The 19,875-nt window shown below is 62.9% G+C and carries 16 protein-coding genes; 11 read left to right on the plus strand and 5 right to left on the minus strand.

Going from position 1 to position 19,875, the window contains the following annotated elements; translation table 11 throughout:
* Positions 1–92 precede the first annotated feature (92 nt).
* Positions 93–386, plus strand: a complete 294-nt coding sequence (locus YUO_RS45985; RefSeq protein WP_156908488.1) for a hypothetical protein — start codon at positions 93–95, stop codon at positions 384–386.
* Between the two features lie 51 nt (positions 387–437).
* On the opposite strand, the gene YUO_RS0105710 is transcribed toward YUO_RS45985, so the two are convergent.
* Positions 438–929 carry a CreA family protein gene (locus YUO_RS0105710; RefSeq protein WP_235782645.1) on the minus strand — a complete coding sequence of 164 codons (492 nt, stop codon included), beginning with the start codon at positions 927–929 and terminating at the stop codon, positions 438–440.
* 403 nt (positions 930–1,332) lie between these two features.
* On the opposite strand from YUO_RS0105710, the gene YUO_RS0105715 reads away from it, so the two are divergent.
* The 7 genes from YUO_RS0105715 (at position 1,333) to YUO_RS39850 (ending at position 8,446) form a co-directional block, all read left to right on the plus strand.
* Positions 1,333–2,781 (plus strand): L,D-transpeptidase, encoded by a 1,449-nt coding sequence (locus YUO_RS0105715; RefSeq protein WP_051379286.1) that lies wholly within the window; start codon positions 1,333–1,335, stop codon positions 2,779–2,781.
* A gap of 70 nt (positions 2,782–2,851) precedes the next feature.
* Positions 2,852–3,424, plus strand: coding sequence for a glutathione peroxidase (locus YUO_RS0105720; RefSeq protein ID WP_028346410.1), 573 nt, complete (start codon positions 2,852–2,854; stop codon positions 3,422–3,424).
* 157 nt (positions 3,425–3,581) lie between these two features.
* Positions 3,582–4,529, plus strand: coding sequence for a polysaccharide deacetylase family protein (locus YUO_RS0105725; protein WP_028346411.1), 948 nt, complete (start codon positions 3,582–3,584; stop codon positions 4,527–4,529).
* Positions 4,530–4,597: 68 nt separating this feature from the next.
* The gene (locus YUO_RS0105730) at positions 4,598–5,107 is read left to right on the plus strand and encodes a dihydrofolate reductase family protein (protein ID WP_051379287.1); all 510 of its coding nucleotides are present in this window, start codon (positions 4,598–4,600) and stop codon (positions 5,105–5,107) included.
* Between the two features lie 154 nt (positions 5,108–5,261).
* Positions 5,262–6,362 carry a TRAP transporter substrate-binding protein gene (locus YUO_RS0105735; protein ID WP_028346413.1) on the plus strand — a complete coding sequence of 367 codons (1,101 nt, stop codon included), beginning with the start codon at positions 5,262–5,264 and terminating at the stop codon, positions 6,360–6,362.
* A 75-nt stretch (positions 6,363–6,437) separates the two neighbouring features.
* Complete coding sequence (locus YUO_RS0105740) at positions 6,438–7,031, plus strand: TRAP transporter small permease subunit (protein ID WP_028346414.1); 594 nt, start codon at positions 6,438–6,440, stop codon at positions 7,029–7,031.
* Complete coding sequence (locus tag YUO_RS39850) at positions 7,028–8,446, plus strand: TRAP transporter large permease (protein ID WP_063830267.1); 1,419 nt, start codon at positions 7,028–7,030, stop codon at positions 8,444–8,446. The genes YUO_RS0105740 and YUO_RS39850 overlap by 4 nt, the downstream gene beginning before the upstream one ends.
* Before the next feature lie 6 nt (positions 8,447–8,452).
* Here YUO_RS39850 and YUO_RS0105750 read toward each other — a convergent pair whose 3' ends face one another.
* Together YUO_RS0105750 and YUO_RS0105755 are read right to left on the minus strand one after the other, a co-directional pair.
* A complete protein-coding gene (locus tag YUO_RS0105750; RefSeq protein ID WP_028346415.1) occupies positions 8,453–8,905 on the minus strand; it encodes a DoxX family protein in 453 nt (150 codons plus the stop codon).
* A gap of 286 nt (positions 8,906–9,191) precedes the next feature.
* On the minus strand, positions 9,192–11,501 hold the full coding sequence (locus tag YUO_RS0105755) for an NADP-dependent malic enzyme (protein WP_028346416.1): 2,310 nt from the start codon (positions 11,499–11,501) through the stop codon (positions 9,192–9,194).
* Between the two features lie 255 nt (positions 11,502–11,756).
* Here YUO_RS0105755 and YUO_RS0105765 point away from each other — a divergent pair, with 255 nt between their 5' ends.
* Positions 11,757–13,739, plus strand: a complete 1,983-nt coding sequence (locus YUO_RS0105765) for a hypothetical protein (protein ID WP_028346417.1) — start codon at positions 11,757–11,759, stop codon at positions 13,737–13,739.
* 12 nt (positions 13,740–13,751) lie between these two features.
* Here YUO_RS0105765 and aspS read toward each other — a convergent pair whose 3' ends face one another.
* On the minus strand, positions 13,752–15,527 hold the full coding sequence (aspS, locus tag YUO_RS0105770; protein ID WP_028346418.1) for an aspartate--tRNA ligase: 1,776 nt from the start codon (positions 15,525–15,527) through the stop codon (positions 13,752–13,754).
* Between the two features lie 192 nt (positions 15,528–15,719).
* On the opposite strand from aspS, the gene YUO_RS0105775 reads away from it, so the two are divergent.
* Together YUO_RS0105775 and rnd are read left to right on the plus strand one after the other, a co-directional pair.
* A complete protein-coding gene (locus YUO_RS0105775) occupies positions 15,720–17,192 on the plus strand; it encodes a protein adenylyltransferase SelO (protein ID WP_028346419.1) in 1,473 nt (490 codons plus the stop codon).
* Between the two features lie 590 nt (positions 17,193–17,782).
* Complete coding sequence (gene rnd / locus YUO_RS0105785; RefSeq protein ID WP_028346420.1) at positions 17,783–18,931, plus strand: ribonuclease D; 1,149 nt, start codon at positions 17,783–17,785, stop codon at positions 18,929–18,931.
* Between the two features lie 169 nt (positions 18,932–19,100).
* Here the strand turns inward: rnd and YUO_RS48630 are convergent, their stop codons facing one another.
* The gene (locus YUO_RS48630) at positions 19,101–19,874 is read right to left on the minus strand and encodes a helix-turn-helix domain-containing protein (RefSeq protein WP_051379239.1); all 774 of its coding nucleotides are present in this window, start codon (positions 19,872–19,874) and stop codon (positions 19,101–19,103) included.
* Position 19,875 lies beyond the last annotated feature (1 nt).

Genomic DNA, 19,875 nt, shown 5'->3' on the forward strand with positions numbered 1-19,875 from the left:
CCGAAGCTTCGGTCCAGCCGACTCAGCGAATGCCACGCAACCTTCCGCGTGCCTGTGCGTTGTGATCCTTCCTCAACAAAAGGACAGCAGTCGTGGGCAATGGCAACAGTGCACCCCCGACCCGCAAACCCGGCCAGCCGGGGGGTGAAAATTTGTCTGGAAGTAACGGCCCCGAACAGCGGATCAATACTTCCATGAAGACAGAGCGCCACGGAAAAGCCTCAGAGCATCCTGTGAGCCTTTGTGGCGCGATGTCGCAACAAGGCAGCGAGTTTCGCGGCAATGTCTCTGCGCCGCAGAAATTCGTGCATCTGGTCGGCTGCCGCGACCGCAAGGTCGGATCCGGCCTGGAGGTCCGCCAATATTCCAATCCGCTCAAGCGGTAAGCTTGATGCCCTCATCCCGGATCCGATCTCGGATCCCGGCCGGTATCGGACTTACTGGAAGAATTCACCGCATTTCTGAACCGCGGCCTCAGTGGCCCCCCAGGGCATGATCGGCACCGAGGACGTCGAGTTTTTGGGCGAACCTTCGATCAACTTGTCCGAATAGACCATGTAGACCAGCACATTGCGCTTGGCGTCGCAGCCGCGAACGATCTGCATCTTCTTGAAGAACAACGAGCGGCGCTGGCGGAACATGTCGTCGCCCTGCTCCATCTTGTGCTTGAACTTGACCGGGCCGATCTGGCGGCACGCCAGCGAGATGTCCGAGACTTCCTCGGCAAGGCCGAGCCAGCCCTTGAAGCCGCCCTTTTCCGGCACCGTGAAGTGACAGGCCACCCCCTCGACCTCGGGGTCATCGACCGCGTAGGTCGCGAGCTTGTCGTTGGGGCTAAGCCATTTGAAAACCGTCGAGCGACGAAAGATCAGGTCAGGCTCTTCCGCGGCTGACGCCGGTGCCGCCTGCCACAATGTCAGCGCCAACATCACCAAGGCCAGAACTTCCCACTTCTTGTCACACTTAACGATGGCCTTGGATGTCATTGATATCTCCGCTGAAGGGCTCGCCGCGTATGTAGTGCCGGAATGTCGCAGAGGAAGGCTGCTAGCGGACTTGGAGGCCTCAGTGCTGCCTTATGGATGGCGTCAGATTGAGCCGGCCAGCGTTTAACGGAATGTGAGGCTTTTTTGCTACGATCGGGGCGAAAAGCGCTGCAATTAGAAGGCCTATGCTGGTGAACGCTTTTCGCCTCTGCGACAACAAACGGATTGGCAGGACGGCAGATTCGAGTACCTGGATTTGAGGGTTATGCGCGTGAGCGGGCATCGGTTTTTCAGTGCGAGTACTCCGGGCGCGACGCTTTCGAAGCAGCGATTTTGGCAGATTGCGATGTTGACCGCGGCCGGCATAGTCGCCGCCGCTCCCCAAGCCGACGCCGCCCTGTTTTACTGGCAGGATTTCGATCCGGGCTATTACCGGCCCTTGCCGCCGATGCAGCCGCGCAAACCGAAGGTACGGCGACCGTCAGCAAAGACCGAGGCGGTCATCAAGGAGACCAACGCCAAACCGCAAGGGCCGTTGATTATCGCAGTCTCGATCGAGCAGCAGAAGGTCCGCGTCTACGACGCCAACGGGTTGTTTGCCGAAAGCCCGGTGTCGACGGGCATGAAGGGTCATTCGACCCCAATGGGCGTATTCAGCGTCATCCAGAAGCACAAGATGCACCGCTCCAACATCTATAGCGGAGCGCCGATGCCTTACATGCAGCGCATCACCTGGTCGGGGATTGCGCTGCATGCCGGCGTGCTGCCGGGCTATCCGGCGTCGCATGGCTGCATTCGCATGCCAACGGCCTTTGCCATAAAGATGTGGAACTGGACCCGGATGGGCGCGCGCGTCATCATCACGCCCGGCGAGATCACGCCTGCAAGTTTCTCGCACCCGTTGCTGGTGGCGCAGAAAGTCGTCCCGCAGCCGCTCATCGCCGACGACCCCACGACCGATGCGCCCGCGGTGAAGGGCGACAAGGGCGCGGACGCAGGCCATGCGGAACCAAGCCTCGAACTCCGATCGACCGTCGGCCACGCGGCGCCGCTGCGCGAACAGACCCACACGGCGGATGCCGGCAGCACTCGGCCGACGAGCGCCGTCGTGACCATGTCCGACGCAACGCCTGTCAGTGATACATCGAGCGCGGAGGCAAAGGCGGACGCGCCGAAATCCGAGCCAGCTATCTCGGCAGCCGATGAGGCCACGAAGGCGATCGTTGATACACCGGCTGCGTCGCCTGTTGCGCCTGAGGTCAAGAAGGATACCGCGCGTCTGCCCGGCGCGGACAAGGGTCCCAGGGCCGAACCGCCCAGGCGTCCCGGCCAGATCGCGGTGTTCGTCAGCCGCAAGGATTCCAAGCTGTACGTCCGCGAGAGCTTCAAGCCGCAGTTCGATTTGCCGGTGACGATTGCGCCGAGCGACCGGCCGCTTGGCACCCATGTGTTCACCGTCGCGTCTGACAAGAACGATCCCAACCTGTTGCGCTGGTCGGTGGTCTCGCTGCCGGTCACGGCCCGCAACGCTGCGCGGATCGATAACACCGACCCTGCTGCGCGGCGCGGCAGGATGCCCGCAGCAGCGCCCGCCGAGGCAAAGCTGCTGCTGGCGGCGAACAGTCCGGCCGAGGCGCTGGACCGCATCGCCGTCGCTCCAGAGGCGATTGCGCGGATCGCCGAGATGCTGACCACGGGCAGCTCGATCGTGGTGTCCGATCACGGCATCAACACGGGCGGCGAAACCGGCGAAGGCACCGACTTCATCGTCCCGCTGCGCATGGTCCAGCCATAACGGCTTGTTGAGGGCGGAGGCCCGCGCATTGCGCTATGCTTCGGTCGCTAAACCGCAGCCCGAGGCTTTCATGATGGACCGCAGGAGCGTGATGACCGCGGCGCTAGCCGCGATCGCAGGCATGGCTTCGAGCACGCAATCCCTGGCGCAGGCCGGCATGAGTCGAATCACGGCTTACGCGTTTTCGTTTCCGGGATTGGCCGGCGGCGACATCAGGCTTTCCGAATTTGCCGGCCGGCCGATCCTGATCGTCAACACCGCTTCGCTCTGCGGCTTCACCCCGCAATATGGCGGGCTGCAGGAATTGTGGACCGAGTTCGGTGGCCGCGGCCTGATGATCGTCGGCGTTCCCTCCAATGATTTCGGCGCCCAGGAGCCGGGCGGCGCGACCGAAATCACAGCGACGGCGCAGAGCCACCATGTCACCTTTCCGATCGCCGCGAAGGCCGTCGTCAAGGGACCGAACGCGCATCCGTTCTACAAATGGGCGGCAGGAGCGCGACCGAAAGAAGTTCCACGCTGGAACTTCCACAAATACCTGATCGGCCGCGACGGATATATCGCCGACGTCTTCCCGGAATCCATCGAACCCGTAGATACACGGGTGAAAACCGCGGTCGCACGGGCATTGGCTGCTTCCTGAATTAACCGCCTCGGGCACAAAATCCGCTGCATGTGATTGCAACGGTTGCATTGGCGCGCCTGCTCCAACTAGGCTACTGTGCGTCGCGGAATGGAGGCAGACCGGACGATGGCGACGCCACCGACCGGGTGCGGGATTCGAACTTGGGGAAAGCAAGATGCGTATTGGGGCGGGGGTGATCTTTGCCGGCGCGGTTTCGCTGTTGGCATCAAGCGCGGCGTGGTCGCAGGTTCCACCAGCCAAAGGCGTGGCCGCGCCCCAGGCAGCAGCGGCACCAGTTCCCGCTCCGCCGCCAGCGCCCGTCTCGACCCGTCCGCCTTGCAACAATCCGAACGCGCTCGGCATCGGCCGCACGGTCGAGATCGATACGACCGGCGGCCCCGGCTTCGGTTTCGAGCATTTCAAGGATCTCGACTTCCTTCGCGACAAGGAGGTGGTGCTGACCTTCGACGATGGCCCGTGGCCGGTGAATACGCCTGCGGTCCTGAAGACGCTCGCGGAGGAATGCACCACCGGCATCTTCTTCCCGATAGGCAAGCACGCCACCTACTATCCCGAAATCCTCAGGCAGGTGATGGCGGCCGGCCATTCGATCGGATCGCACACCTGGTCGCATGCCGCCCTCGTCAACAAGAAGCTGAACGAACAGCAGCGCAAGGACGAAATCGAAAAAGGTTTTAGTGCCGTGAAATGGGCACTCGGCGGCAAGGCGCCGGCGCCGTTCTTCCGCTTCCCCGCGCTGCAGCACCCGCCGGAGATGGTCACCTACCTTGGCGACCGCAACATCGGGATTTTCTCCTGCGATCTCGATTCCTTCGACTTCAAGGCGAGCAAGGCGCAGACGATCATCGACACCGTGATGCGCAAGGTCGAGAAGAACGGCAAAGGCATCATCCTCATGCACGACTTCCAGAAGCACACCGCCGAAGCCCTGCCCGAGCTACTGAAGAAGCTGAAGGCCGGCGGTTACAAGGTGGTGGCGATGCGCGCCAAGACGCCGGTGCAGACCATCGCCCAGTATGACGAGGACATCGTCAAGGATCTGAAGCTGCCGACCGTGAGCTCACGCCCGGTTTCCAGCGTCGTCCAGACGATCTCGGAATAATAGCGGCGCGACGCAGGCCCGTGCCGGCGCTGCGCATCGAAGGCTATGTCATCGTTTCCGCCGACGGCATGCTGGCGGACGCGCGGAACGTCATGCCGGACGAATTGAAGTTCGAGGGCGACAAGGCGTTTTTTACTACCGCCCTCGACCGCGCCGACCTGATCCTGCACGGCCGCAATTCCTATGAGGATCAGCCGAACTCGCCGCGGCGCAAGCGGGTCATCCTGACGCGCAAAGTCGATGCCATCGCGCCCAACCCGTCCAATCCGATAGCTACGCTGTGGAATCCCGCGGGCGCTTCGTTCGAAGCCGCCTGCCATCATGCAGGCGTGGATACCGGCACCGTCGCCGTGATCGGCGGCCCCGGCGTGTTCGGCATGTTCATGGACCGCTACGACGTGTTCTGGCTCTCGCAAGCGCCGCATGTCCGGCTACCCGGCGGCGAACCCTGCTTCCCCGGAGTCCCTGCCCGTTCGCCGCAGGAAATCCTCGCCGCGCACGGACTGCGCGCCGGCAAGCCGCAAATGCTTGATGCAGCGCACGAGGTGACCGTCACGCCGTGGCGGCGCGGCGCGTAGGGCGTCATCCTTTCGTCCAATCAATCTCGCCGCAAGCCAACCCGTGGCCAGAGATCGCTTGACAGCGCGCGGGCGCGGTTCCAACCTGAAAAGAAAAAAGAAAAACACACGTAATCATCGGGAGGACCACGACATGTTGAGGCGCGCTTCAACTATGCTTGCAGCGGTGACTCTTGGGTTCGTCACTGCTTTGACCGGGCCGGTTCAGGCCCAAACCACCGAAAAGCCGCTAGTGCTAAAGGGTCAATCGACCCACCCCGCATCCTCTAACTTCCATCTCATCTTCAAATTGTGGGCCGAGACCGTCGAAAAGATGACGGCCGGACGCCTCAAGATCGAGACGCTGCCGGCGGGAGCGATCGTGCCGCCGTTCGAGGTATTCGACGCCACTTCCAAGAACGTTCTCGACGTCGGCATGGGACCGTTCGGCTACATCCTCGGCCGCAACACCGCGACGATACCGATGTCGCATGGTCCGCTGTTCGGTATGGACGGCTCGGACTACTGGGCCTGGTACTATGACGGCGGCGGCATGAAGCTGCTCGACGAGTTCTATCGCGACGTCCTCAGGCTCAACGTCGTCGGCTTCCCGATCCCGACCGATTACCCGCAGGGAATGGGCTGGTTCAAGAAGGAGATCAACAGCCTCGGCGATCTCAAGGGCCTGAAGTACCGGATCTACGGCATCGGTGCGGAAACCTACGGCAGGCTCGGTGTGTCGGTCGTCACCATTCCCGGCGGCGAAATCGTGCCCGCCATGGAGCGCGGCGTGATCGAGGGCGCCGAGTGGATCAACTGCGAGGAAGACAAGAAGCTCGGCCTGCATCAGGTGGCCAAGCACTACTACACGCCGGGCATGCACGAGCCCGTCACCGGCGGCCAGTTGATGATCAACGGTGACGTCTGGAAGAAGCTCACGCCTGACCTGCAGGAGATCATCAAGGTGGCGAGCGTCTATGCCACGACGCAACGTAACTTCGCCTTCAATCGCGAGACGGCGCATGCTTGCCAGGACCTGATCAAGGCGGGCGTTCAGATGCATCGCACGCCCGACGATGTCTTGAAGAACTTCCTCGACGAGTGGGAGAAGATCCAGGCGGAGCACGCGGCAAAGAACCCCTTCTACAAGAAGGTCATCGATAGCCAGAAGTCCTATGCCGAACAGATCGTGCCGTTCAAGCTCTCCTGGTTCCCGCCGTACAATTTCGCCGGCGAGTACTACTGGAAGAGCAAGATCTACCTGACCAAGAAGTGATCTCTCTTGCCGCATGAAGCGGAGGTGCTGGTGTCCGTACCGCCGGACGCCAGCACCGTATGAAGAGGAGTGATCATGGCGGCGGACACCAGCAGTGCTTCGGTCCCGGGCAATCCGGGCGGCGAGTTCCCGCGCGCCTTTTATGCGATTATACGGGCGATCGACCGCTTCACCGACGTGACCGGCAGGCTCATTGCTCTAACGATGCTGTTTCTGATGGTGACGATCTCGTACGAGGTCGTCATGCGCTACGGATTCAACGCGCCGACCGTTTGGGTTTATGAATCGAGCTTCATGGCCAATGGTTCGGCCTTCATGCTCGGAGCCGCATATGCGCTGTTGAAAGGCGCACACGTTCGCACCGACATCTATTGGGAGAATTACTCGGAGCGAAAGAAGGGCGTCGTCGACCTAATCTCCTATTTGTTATTTTTTTATCCGGCCATGATCACATTCATGCTGATCAGCATTGACGACGCCTTGCACTCCTATGACACCGGCGAACGCTCGCAGGAAAGCGTTTGGCGCGCGATCATGTGGCCGTTCCGGGCCACGGTTCCGCTGGCCGCCCTTCTTCTCATGATCCAGGGCATCTCCGAAGTACTGAAGTGCTGGTACCAGGTCCAGTTCGGGCGCGAGTTCGTGCACAGAGAAAAGATCGAGATATGACGGGACTCGAACTTCTCGGACTTGCCATGCTCCTTGTGATGCTGGGAGCGATCTTCATCGGCCTGCCGATCAGCTTCACGCTGCTGTTCCTGGCGCTGATGTTCGGCTACGTCGGCATGGGCGAGCGGGTCTTCAACCTCGCCTACCTCCAGACCATCGGCCTCATGAAGCAGGACGAACTCGTCGCGGTGCCGATGTTCATTCTGATGGGGTTCATCTGCGATCAGGCCGGACTGATGGAGCGACTGTTCAAAGCGTTCCGCGACCTGTTTGCACCGATCAATGGCGCTCTCTACGTGGTCGTCATCCTCACAGCGACGCTGTTCGGCATCGCCGCCGGAACCGTCGGCGCGACGGTTACGCTCCTCGGCATCATGGCCGGGCCGATGATGATCCGGGCGGGTTATGACGTGCGCATGTCGGCCGGCGCTATTGCGGCCGGCGGCACGCTTGGCATCCTGATCCCGCCGTCGGTGATGCTGGTCGTCATGGCGCCCGTGCTGGATATCTCGATTATCGATCTCTATGCGGCCGCCTTCGGCCCAGGCTTCCTGCTGTCCGCCATGTTCATTGCCTACACCTTGATACGCTCTCACTTCAATCCGAAGCTCGGCCCGCCCGTGCCGATCGAGGACCGGCCCGATTCGATGCGGATCGTGCTGTGGGAGTGTGTGGTCGGTCTTGTGCCGGTTACAGTACTGACGATCCTGACCCTCGGCGCCATCCTCGCCGGAATCACAACGGCGGCAGAGGCCGCGGCGTTTGGCGCACTGGGGTCAATCGTCCTCGTCATTGCCTACGGCCGGTTCTCGTGGCGCGGGTTGCTGGATGCCTGCTACGGCACACTTGCAACGACCAGCATGGTGCTCCTCCTCGCGGTAGCTTCCAACGTGTTCGGTTCGGTCTTCTCATGGCTCGGCACGGCAACCTGGATGACCAATGCCTTGCTGGCCTCGCCGTTGCCGGCCTGGGGCACCATGTCCCTGCTGCTGGGCCTGATCTTCCTGCTCGGCTGGCCATTCGAATGGCCGGCCATCGTGTTCATCTTCCTGCCGATGCTGGCGCCGGTGGCCAAGGGCCTGGGCTACGACATGGTCTGGTTCGGTTGCCTCGTCGCGGTCGTGCTGCAAACCGCCTTCCTGTCTCCGCCGGTCGCCATGTCGGCCTACTATCTCAAGCAGGTCGTCAAGGAATGGAACCTGAGGATGATCTACCGCGGCATGGCCGACTTCATGGTTATCCAGTGCGTCTGCGTGGTCCTGGTGCTGGCCTTCCCGGCCATCGCGATGTGGTTCCCGCAATGGTTGCAGGCGCGCAGGATAGCAGCACGCACCGCGCAGATCGAACACGTCGCGCCGCCGCCGACTGCGGCCGCAGCGCTCGATGGTCCGCGCGTTGCGATCCGGAATTTCTGACCGCGGTTAGATGTCCCCGTAGGCCGGCTCATTCGGCCGCGGACCCTTGCCATAGCCCGCGATCATGAACAGGGCACCGATGATCGACAGGTTCTTCAGAGCCTCGATCAACGTCTTGGCATTTTCGGGCGCCGGCTGATTCCAGAAATCGTGGAAATAGAAGGTCGTGGCGAGCACGAAGAAGATCAAGAGGATCGCGAAGAAGCGCGCGCCGAAATTGACCGCGATCATCAGGCCGGCGAGGATTTCGAAACCGCCAACGCCGACCGCCAGCAGTTGCGGCATCGGCATGCCCGCCATGGTTTCGAGCTGCGAGGTATAGGGCGCAAGCAGCGCCGGAATCGTCACCTTGGATGCGATGAAGTCTGCCGTCTGCTGTATCGCGAAAAGCTTGGTCGCTCCCGTGTACATGAAGAGCACGGCGAACAGGACTCGCCCGAAGGTAACTAACGCTGGCATGGGATCGGCCTCACTGAATGGCATGCAAAGATAGCAGGCGGCGCGAAACGATTATGGGCGTTTCGTCTCCGCTTTTCAAACGCTCAAAATCGAAACCATCCGCGCAGCAGCCTGCGCGCGCCCCAACCAGACCTTCCGATAGAAGCAGAACCAAGGCGCTTTCTTGATCATAGCTTTTCAAGCGAAGCATGCCCGGCCTGAGCCGGGGGCCGGTAGCGGCCCGCGTAAAGAAAGCTCGTCAGAACAAAAGGCTAAATCCCGATTTTGATTCAATCTGAACCGGGCTCTACCCGAACAAAGTTGGCTGCTGGCGGCCGGCGCGCTCCTGGGCTTCGACGGCGGCGACCGCCGTCATGTTGAGGACGCCGCGCGCCGTCACCCCCGGGGTGAGGATGTGCGCCGGGCGCGCCGGGCCGATCAGGATCGGACCAACGGGAAGCGCATCCGCCAGCGTCTTGATCATCTGGTAGGCGACGTTGGCGGTGTCGAGGTTCGGCATGATCAGGATGTTGGCATCGCCTTCCAGGTTGGAATGCGGCAGCACGAGCTTTCGCGCGGCAGCCGAGAGCGCGGTATCGCCCTGCATCTCGCCGTCGGCCTCGAGCTCCGGATGCTTTTCCTTCAACAGCGTGGTGGCACGGCGCATCTTGCGCGAGGATTCCGTATCATAGCTGCCGAAGTCGGAGTGTGACACGAAGGCGACGCGTGGCTTCATGTTGAACCGCTGGACATGGGTTGCCGCCAGCGACGCCACCTCCGCCAGCTCCTCGGCGCTCGGATTCGGACGCACCTGAGTATCGGCAATGAAATAGGAACCCTTGCTGGTGATCATCATCGCCAGCGCCGCGAAATCGCTGACGCCGGGCAGAAAGCCGATGATCTCGCGAACATGGCGCAGATGGCTCATATAGCGGCCTTCGACGCCGCAGATCATGGCGTCAGCCTCGCCGCGCACCACTGCCAGCGCGGCAATCACGGTGTTGTTGGTGCGAACCACAGTGCGCGCAGCCTCGGGCGTGACGCCGCGCCTGCCAGCCACGTCGATGTAGGTCTGCACATAGGAGCGGTAGCGCGGATCGTCTTCCGGGTTGACGAGATCAAAATCCTGTCCGGCCTTGATCGAGAGGCCGAACCGCTTGATCCTGGCTTCGACCACGGAAGGCCGCCCGACCAGGATCGGCCGCGCCAGCTTCTCTTCCAGCACGACCTGCGTCGCGCGCAGCACGCGCTGGTCCTCGCCCTCGGCATAGATCACGCGGACCGGCTGGGTCTTGGCCTTGGCGAACACCGGCTTCATGACGAGGCCGGAGCGGAAGGCGAAGCGTTCCAAGAGCGCGGTATATTCCTCGAAATTCGTGATCGGGCGCGTCGCCACGCCGGATTCCATCGCGGCTCGCGCCACTGCCGGCGCGATGCGCAGGATCAGCCGCGGATCGAACGGGCTCGGGATCAGCGAGCCCGGCCCAAAACCTTGCGTCTCGCCGCTGTCAAAGCCCTGCGCCACCGCATCCGACGGCGGATCGCGCGCGAGCTGCGCGATGGCATCGACGGCAGCATGTTTCATTTCCTCGTTGATCCCGGTAGCGCCGACGTCGAGCGCCCCACGGAAGATGAACGGAAAGCACAGGACGTTGTTCACCTGGTTCGGAAAGTCGGAACGCCCGGTGCAGATCATCGCGTCGGGGCGCGCCTTCCGCGCTTCGTCCGGCATGATCTCCGGGACTGGATTGGCCAACGCCATCACCAGCGGTTGGTCTGCCATCGACTTGACCATGTCAGGCGTCAGCACGTTGGGCGCGGACAGCCCTAAGAAAATATCCGCGCCGCCGATCACGTCCGCCAGCATGCGCGCACTCGTTTTTTGCGCATAGACCGCCTTCCAGCGGTCCATCAGCGTGTTGCGCCCCTCATGCACGACGCCGTCGATGTCACAGACCCAGATGTTCTTGCGCTGTGCGCCCATCGACACCAACAGATTGAGGCACGCGATCGCCGCAGCACCGGCGCCGGAGCAGACGATCTTCACATCGGGCAATTTCTTGCCGTTCAGCAGCAACCCGTTGACGATGGCGGCTCCCACAATGATGGCCGTGCCGTGCTGATCGTCGTGGAACACTGGGATCTTCATGCGCTCCTTGAGCTGCGCCTCGATCTCAAAACATTCCGGTCCCTTGATGTCCTCGAGATTGATGCCGCCGAAGGTCGGCTCCAGCGCCGCGACCGTCTCGACCACGCGCTCGATGGTGTCGGCGGCGATCTCGATGTCGAATACATCGATGCCGGCGAATTTCTTGAACAGGACCGCCTTGCCTTCCATCACGGGCTTGGAGGCCAAGGGACCGATGTTGCCGAGCCCCAACACCGCGGTACCGTTGGAGACCACGGCGACCAGATTGGCGCGCGAGGTCAGCGACGCCGCTTGGGCCGGATTGTTGGCGATCTCCGTGCAGGCCGCCGCCACGCCCGGCGAATAGGCCAGCGCGAGGTCGCGCTGGTTGGCGAGCGGCTTGGTCGCCTGTATTTCGAGTTTACCGGGCCGCGGCAACTGGTGATACGCCAGCGCCGCAGAACGCAGATCTTCAGAATAGGACGACATGTAGGCTCCCGCGTTTCCGGTCCCGAACTCTTGTCTTATTGATACTTCCAGATCAGGGTCAGTTTTCCGGCAAAATGAGGGGGATGTGAAGCACGGGCGACCACTCGGATGCAACATCCGCGAACGCCGCCGTCAACAGGGGCTCATCGACGAAGCGCGGCAAATCCGGTAGCATATTCGTCTCCCTACCCCATCCCCCTGGCCGACAATATGGCAAATTTGCCTCCCGCAAGGTCGGCGTCCGGAGCACAACTAATGGTAAAGATACTGCTGGGTCTGGTCGCCGCGGTCGTGATCGCGGTGGGAGGCTTCTTCGGCTTCGAGTACTACACCCAGCATCGAATCAAGGGCGAGGTCGAGGCCGCGTTCGAGCAGATCAGAGCCAGCGGCAGCAAGGCCAGCCACGGCAAGGTCTCGTTCGACCTGAAGAGCCGCACGCTCAGGATTGACGATATCGCGTCTGAATCGGCATCGCAGCCGCCGGTTCGTGTGAAGGTTGCCAGCATCACAGCCTCCGGCGTCGGTCAGCCGGATGCGACGCGCTTCTCGGCCGATGCGATCGAGGCGATCGACCTCGAAATCAATGCCAGCATGCCGGCAGGGGCAGATTGGCAAGTCACCTACAAGGTGCCGCGGATCGCGGCGAAGGATTTTTCCGGTCCGGCAAGCCCGCCGCGGCCACCGGCGTCCTCGTCGACGATAGACCTGTATCGATTGCTTATCGAACAGTTTGGTGCACTCACCGCCTCCTCGATCACGGCACCCAGTGTTGCCGGCACCATGAACTCCGGAAACCCGGCGCTGGGGAAGGGAGAATTCGCCTACTCCAACCTTACGCTGCGCGACATGAAGGCCGGCAAGATCGCCGCCGTCACTCTCGACCGAATGACATTCACCGCGACCTCGCAACCGAAGGGCAAGCCCGAGAAGGTGACCGGGGACCTGGCCAACCTCGTTGCGCAGGACGTCGATATGGTAGCCGCCGCAGCCATCCTCGATCCGCAGCGCGCCAATGACGACCAATACTATCGCGTCTACCGGCAGATTAGCGCCGGCCCCTATACGATCACCTCAGGGCAAGGTCCGGCGGTGCGTATCGAGGCACTGACGGCCGACGATATCGGGGCGCGGCCCTCGCGGCTGCAGTTGGCTGCGCTGCTGGCAACGATACCGTCCGGCACGGCCCAACCGACGCCGCCGCAGGCGCGCGAAATGATGGAACGGGCAGCCAAAATCTACGAGGGCATGCGCATTGGAAACGCCGAGATACGCGGCCTTTCGATGGATATGCCGGAGGGCGGCTTCAAGCTCGCGTCGATGCGCTTCAGTCTGGAGAACGGAAAGACGGGCGAATTCGCAGTCGAGGGTTTTGACGGCCGTTCGCCGCAGGGTCCGATCAAGCTCGCCCGCTTCGCTCTCAAAGGATTGGATGTCGCCGGCTTGTTGCGCATGACCGCGCAGTTCTCAAATCCGGCGCAACCGCCGCCGCCCGACCAGGCGCTCGGCATGATCGCGCTGCTCGAGGGCGCCGAGCTCAAGGGCCTCGCAGCTCCCTACAAGAACACCGGCAAGCCGATCAACGTCGACCTCGTTCGCTTGGATTGGGGGCAGTTCGTCGGACCTATCCCGAGCAAGGCACGGCTGATCGCGAAGATGTCCGGCCCCCTCGACACGACGCATCCCGGCCAGCGAATGCTGATTGCCACCGGCCTCGACAAGTTGGCGCTCGATCTCGATCTCGGCACGGTGTGGACCGAAGCATCACGCTCATTCGTGGTGGAGCCGGCAAAAGTCGAGCTTGGTGGCATGCTGAGAGCGTCGGCAAGAATTTCGCTCGCCAACGTACCGCGCGAGATTTTCTCGATCAATCCGATTCAGGCAGCCGCCATGGCGACGCAAATCGAGGCCGGCGGAATCGAGCTCACGGTGCGCGATCTCGGTGCCGTTGATCGCGCGGTCGCCCATTATGCCCGGATGCAGAACATCAGCCGCGACGCGGCGCGGCAGGCGATCGTCAAGGACGTCAGGGACACCGGCGCCAAAACAGCGGCCAGCAATCCCGATGCAGAGGCGGTGGTGGATTCGCTCGCGCGCTTCATCGAGACGCCGGGGACAGCCCTCACGATCAAGCTGACACCGCTCGGCAAGGTTCCGGCTATGCAGCTATTCCATCTGCTTCAGACCGATCCGCTCATTGCCCTGTCGCAGTTTCGGCTGGAGGCCGCGACGGCGCTCTGAGCCGTCGCGTGCCTACCCCTTATCCGGCAGGTTGAGCCGGATGTGGAGCTCGCGGAGCTGCTTTGTGGTGACCTCCGACGGCGCACCCATCAGGAGGTCCACAGCCTGCTGGTTCATTGGGAACAGCGAGATTTCACGCAGGTTCGTAGTGCCGCACAGCAGCATCACGATGCGGTCGACGCCGGCCGCCATGCCGCCATGCGGCGGGGCGCCGTACTGGAACGCGCGATACATGCCGCCGAAGCGCTCGATGACGTCCTTCTCGCCATAGCCCGCGATCTCGAACGCCTTCACCATGGCTTCCGGCTTGTGGTTGCGGATGCCGCCGGAGGCGATCTCGTAGCCGTTGCAGGTGATGTCGTACTGGAACGCCTTGATGGTCAGCGGGTCCTTCCCGTTGAGCGCATCGAGGCCGCCCTGCGGCATCGAGAACGGGTTGTGCGAGAAGTCGACCTTCTTGTCTTCCTCGTTGTACTCGTACATCGGGAAGTCGACGATCCAGGCGAGTTCGAACCGATCCTTGTCGATCAGGTTCAATTCCTCGGCCACCTTGGTGCGGGCGAGGCCCGAAAACTTCCAGAATTTTTCCGGATCGCCCGCGACGAAGAAGGCGGCGTCGCCTTCCTTCATGCCGAGCTGGTCGCGGATCGCGGCCGTCCGCTCCGCGCCGATGTTGTTGGCGAGCGGACCCGCGCCCTCGCCGCCCTCGCGCCACATGATGTAGCCGAGGCCGGGCTGGCCTTCACCCTGCGCCCACGAGTTCATGCGATCGCAGAACGCGCGTGAGCCACCGCCCACGCCCGGGATCGCCCAGACCTGGTTCTTCGGGTCTTCCAGCATCCGCGCGAACACCTTGAAGCCGGAGCCGCGGAAGTGCTCAGAGACGTCCTGCATCTGAATCGGGTTGCGCAAGTCCGGCTTGTCGGTGCCGTATTTGCGCAGGGCTTCCGCAAACGGAATCCGCGGCCAGCCTTTGGTCACCGGCTTGCCCTTGGCAAACTCCTCGAACACGCCGGTGACAACCGGCTCCATCGCCGCAAACACGTCCTCCTGCGTGACGAAGCTCATCTCGACATCGAGCTGATAAAACTCGCCCGGCAGGCGATCGGCGCGCGGGTCCTCGTCGCGGAAGCATGGCGCGATCTGGAAGTAGCGGTCGAAGCCACTCATCATCAGGAGCTGCTTGTATTGCTGGGGCGCCTGCGGCAGCGCGTAGAATTTTCCCGGATGGATCCGCGACGGCACCAGGAAGTCGCGCGCGCCTTCCGGGGAGGACGCGGTCAGGATCGGGGTCTGGAACTCGAAGAACCCCTGCTCCTTCATCCGCCGGCGCATGGAATCGACAATCGCTCCGCGGGTCATGATGTTCTGGTGCAGCTTCTCGCGACGGAGGTCGAGGAAGCGGTATTTGAGCCTGATGTCTTCGGGATATTCCTGCTCGCCGAACACCGGCAGCGGCAGCTCGCCGGCAGGTCCCAGCACCTCGATCTCGCTGACGTAAACCTCGACCCTGCCGGTCGGCAGTTCCGGGTTGTCGGTCCCCTCGGGACGGCGGCGCACCTTGCCGTCGATCCGCACCACCCATTCCGAGCGGAACTTTTCCACTTCCTTGAACGCCGGCGAGTCCGGATCGGCGACGCATTGAGTGATGCCGTAATGGTCGCGCAAATCGATGAACAGCACGCCGCCATGGTCGCGGATGCGATGGCACCAGCCGGAAAGACGGGCGATCTGCCCGATGTCGCTCTCGCGGAGCGCGCCGCATGTATGTGACCGGTAGCGATGCATGGAAGTCCCAAAAAACAGATGTCGGAGGTTGAGAATCGGGGGCCAAAGGCGGTCCGAAGTTGCGGAGGGTTTACCCGACGCAGCCGGGGGCGGCAACCAATGGCGCGGCTGTTTTCGGCTCAAAAACGGCCATTTCGGCAGGCCGGCATCCGGGCCGTTTGCCTATTCCTGGGCTGCGCCTATCTTTAGGTCATGACCATTCATTTCCCGTTCCAAAACACCTATTCGGCGTTGCCGGCGAACTTTTTCGCCCGGGTGGCCCCCACTCCGGTCGCCGCCCCGAGATTGATCAAGCTGAACCGGGCGCTGGCCGTTCAGCTCGGCCTCGATCCAGATGTGCTTGAGAGCCCGGAAGGGGCCGAAATCCTCGCCGGAAAGCGCGTGCCTGAGGGCGCCGATCCGATTGCGATGGCCTATGCCGGTCACCAGTTCGGCCAGTTCGTGCCCCAGCTCGGCGATGGCCGCGCCATCCTGCTCGGCGAGGTCATCGACAAGGACGGCGTCCGCCGCGACATCCAGCTCAAGGGCAGCGGGCCTACGCCATTCTCGCGCCGGGGTGACGGCCGCGCCGCGCTTGGGCCGGTCTTGCGCGAATACATCGTCAGTGAGGCGATGTTTGCGCTCGGCATCCCCACCACCCGTTCGCTCGCCGCCGTCGTCACTGGCGAGGGCGTGATGCGCGAGACCATGCTGCCGGGCGCGGTGCTCACGCGCGTGGCCGCAAGCCATGTTCGCGTCGGCACCTTCCAGTTCTTCGCGGCGCGCGGCGACACCGATGGTGTGCGCAAGCTCGCCGACCACGTCATCGCCAGGCACTATCCGGAGGTGGCGAAGGCCGAGCGTCCCTATCACGCGTTGCTCGAAGGCGTGGTCGCCCGGCAGGCCGATCTCATCGCGCGCTGGCTTCTGGTCGGCTTCATCCACGGCGTCATGAACACCGATAACACCTCGATCTCCGGCGAGACCATCGATTACGGCCCCTGCGCCTTCATGGACGAGTACAACCCCGCGCAGGTGTTTTCGTCGATCGACGAGATGGGCCGCTACGCCTATGCCAACCAGCCGCGCATCGCGCTGTGGAATCTGACGCGGCTCGCCGAATGCCTGCTGAAGCTGTTCTCCGACGAGCAGGACAAGGCGATCGAACAGGCGCAACTCATCCTCGGTGAATTCGCCGACAAATTCACCGCCGCCTATCAAGCCGGCCTACGCAAAAAGATCGGCCTGTTCACCGAACGCGACGGCGACGAAGCCTTGATCCAGGATCTGCTCGACGCCATGGCGAAGAACACCGCCGACTTCACCCTCACCTTCCGACGCCTCACTGAGGCCGCCGGTGATCCCGCCGAGAACAAGGCGCGCGATCAGTTCACCGATCCCGCCGCGTACGACGAGTGGGCCGCACGCTGGCGCCAACGCCTCGCCGACGAGCCGCAATCCGCGAGCGAACGGCAAACCGCGATGCGCGCGGTGAATCCGGCCTTCATCCCGCGCAACCACCGTGTCGAAGCCGTGATCGCGGCGGCCGTGAACAACGACTACGCACCGTTCGAAGAATTGCTGAAGGTGCTAGCAAAGCCATACAACGATCAGCCTGAGTTCGCGGCCTATGCCGATCCGCCGCTGCCGGACCAGCGTGTGCTGCGGACGTTTTGTGGGACGTGAGGTCGCGCTGACAGCTTGTAGGATGGGTAGAGCGAAGCGAAACCCATCAATAGCTCGCGTGATGCTGATGGGTTTCGCTTCGCTCTACCCATCCTACACATTGCCGTTAACCCAACTCCTTAAGCAGCCGTCCACCATCCGCCGACGCGCTCATCTGCCGGTTCCACAAATTAAGAAGCCGTCAACGCGCTCCCCACAATTCTAGCGGTTTACCGGGGAGAATTGCCGTGGACGCCTTTGCTTTCGAATTCATGGGAATGGTGATGATTGCGCTATGCCTCGTCGTGCTCGCGATCCCATCGGGCCGGCGACCGTCGCGGCATGTGCGTTACGAGTGATCGACTTCCTGACGGCACCGTCATACCCGCGAAGGCGGATATCCAGTACGCCGCGGCCTCTCGATTAATCACCAGCATCTTTGGGATACTGGGTCGCCCGGCTAGCCGGGCGATGACGTTCCGGGTCCGGCTCGCCAAATCGACGCAAAAAAGCCGTGCTCAGGCTCAAATGCAGGGCTCAAATCCTCCGCGACACCCTTGACATATCAGCGTTTTCGGCAGAACGCCTGTCCGACGCGTCATGGATTGTTCATGGATCTGATTACCACCACTACCGACCTCGCCGCCGCCTGCTCCCGGCTCGCCCAACACAAGGTCATCACGGTCGATACCGAGTTCCTGCGGGAGACGACCTACTATCCCCTGCTCTGCGTTGTACAGATGGCGAGTCCGGACGAGGCCGTCGTGATCGACACGCTGGCACCCGGCATCGACCTCAAGCCGTTCTTCGACCTGATGGGAAACGAGGCGGTGCTGAAGGTGTTTCACGCCGCCCGCCAGGACATCGAAATCGTCTGGCACCAGTCCGGCACCATTCCGCATCCGATCTTCGACACGCAGGTCGCGGCGATGGTGCTGGGTTACGGCGACAGCATCGCCTATGACCAGCTTGTCGAACGCGTCACCGGCCACCGCCCGGACAAGACGCACCGTTTCACCGACTGGTCGCGCCGGCCGCTGACGCCGGAGCAGATGCATTACGCGATCTCCGACGTCACCCATTTGCGCGACGTCTTTGCCGCCCTCGACGCCGACCTGAAGAAGCGCGGCCGCAGCGACTGGGTCAGCGAGGAGATGGAAGTCCTGACCTCGCCAAGGACCTACGATTTCCACCCCGAGCGCGCCTGGGAGCGGCTCAAGAGCCGGGTCCGCAAGCCGAAAGAGCTTGCCGTGCTGATGGAAGTCGCGGCCTGGCGCGAGCAGGAAGCGCAAAGCCGCGACGTGCCGCGCTCACGCGTGCTGAAGGACGATGCAGTCGGCGACATCGCCACCCACGCCCCGACCTCGCTCGAGCGCCTTGCCAACCTGCGCTCGCTGCCGAAGGGCTTTGACCGCTCTAAATGGGGCAGCGACATCATCGCCGCCGTGCAGCGCGGCCTCGCGCGCGATCACGCTACCTTGCCGAAGATCGAAAGACCGCGCGGCAGTTCGAATGGCGCTGCGACCGTCGAGCTCCTGAAAGTGCTGCTGCGGATGACGTCGGAGCGCCACGCCGTCGCCAGCAAGGTGATCGCGACCGTCGACGATCTCGACCAGATCGCCGCCGACGACCACGCCGACGTCGCTGCCCTGCACGGCTGGCGCCGCGAATTGTTCGGCGAAGCGGCGCTGGCGCTGAAGCACGGCAGGTTGGCGCTCGCGATCGAAAAAGGCAGGGTCATCCGGGTCGATCGGACGTAAGCAACAACTTCCGAGAACGTTCCCCGGATGCTGCTCAAGTAAGCCGCCAGGTGGGCGACTTCCCATCCGAAGCGTCAACCGGCGGCACGATCGGCATCGAGATTCCGAGACCGCACTTCTGCGGCTGTGCACCGCGCCATCCTTCGATCGAATCGCGGCACAGCATGCCTCATGCACCGGCCTGCGACAGCCCCTTGCTCTGCCGCCATGTGCCGGGAGGCGCACCGACGAGGCGGCTGAAGGCGCGGTTGAAGGCGGCTTCGGATTCGTAGCCGACACGGGACGCGATCTCGGCAAGGCTGAGGCTGCTATCGCGAAGCAGTCGCCTGGCGAGGTGCATCCGCCATCCGGCCAGATACGTCATCGGCGCCTCGCCGACCAGCTCGACGAAGCGTTTGCCCAGCGCGGCGCGCGAGATCGCCGCGCAGTCTGCCAGTTCCTCGACGGTCCAGGGCCGCGCCGGCTCGGCGTGAAGCAGCGTCAGCGCCCGGCCGACATGGGGATCGTTGAGGCCCGCCAGCCAGCCGCGACGCCCCTCGGCGACATGGATCAGCTGCCAGCGCACGACCTCCATGAAGAGCAGCTCGGACAAGCGCGCGAGCATGGCGCGGTTTCCGGGACCTGGCCGCATCGCTTCGGCGATGAGCTGACCGGTCGCAGCCTGCCACCAGCCGGCCTCCTGATCGAGCGTGACCGGCTCCGCATAGCGCGCGGTATCAGAAAATGCGTCGAGGATGACCTTGCCGTAGCGCAGGCGGACGCAAATGAATGCCGGCATCGCATCGAGCAGCGGCCCGAACCGTTGGTCGGAATGCAGGTAACCGCAAACAAAGCGCGTCTCCTCCCCGCCCCCGCCATGCTTCACCCAGGTGATCTGCTCCGCCGACGCCCTGGGGAAGATGCTGGCAATCGTGACGGGAGAAAGCCCCGGGTCGCTGGTCATG

The sequence above is a fragment of the Bradyrhizobium murdochi genome (assembly GCF_000472965.1).
Taxonomy (GTDB): Bacteria; Pseudomonadota; Alphaproteobacteria; order Rhizobiales; family Xanthobacteraceae; genus Bradyrhizobium; species Bradyrhizobium murdochi.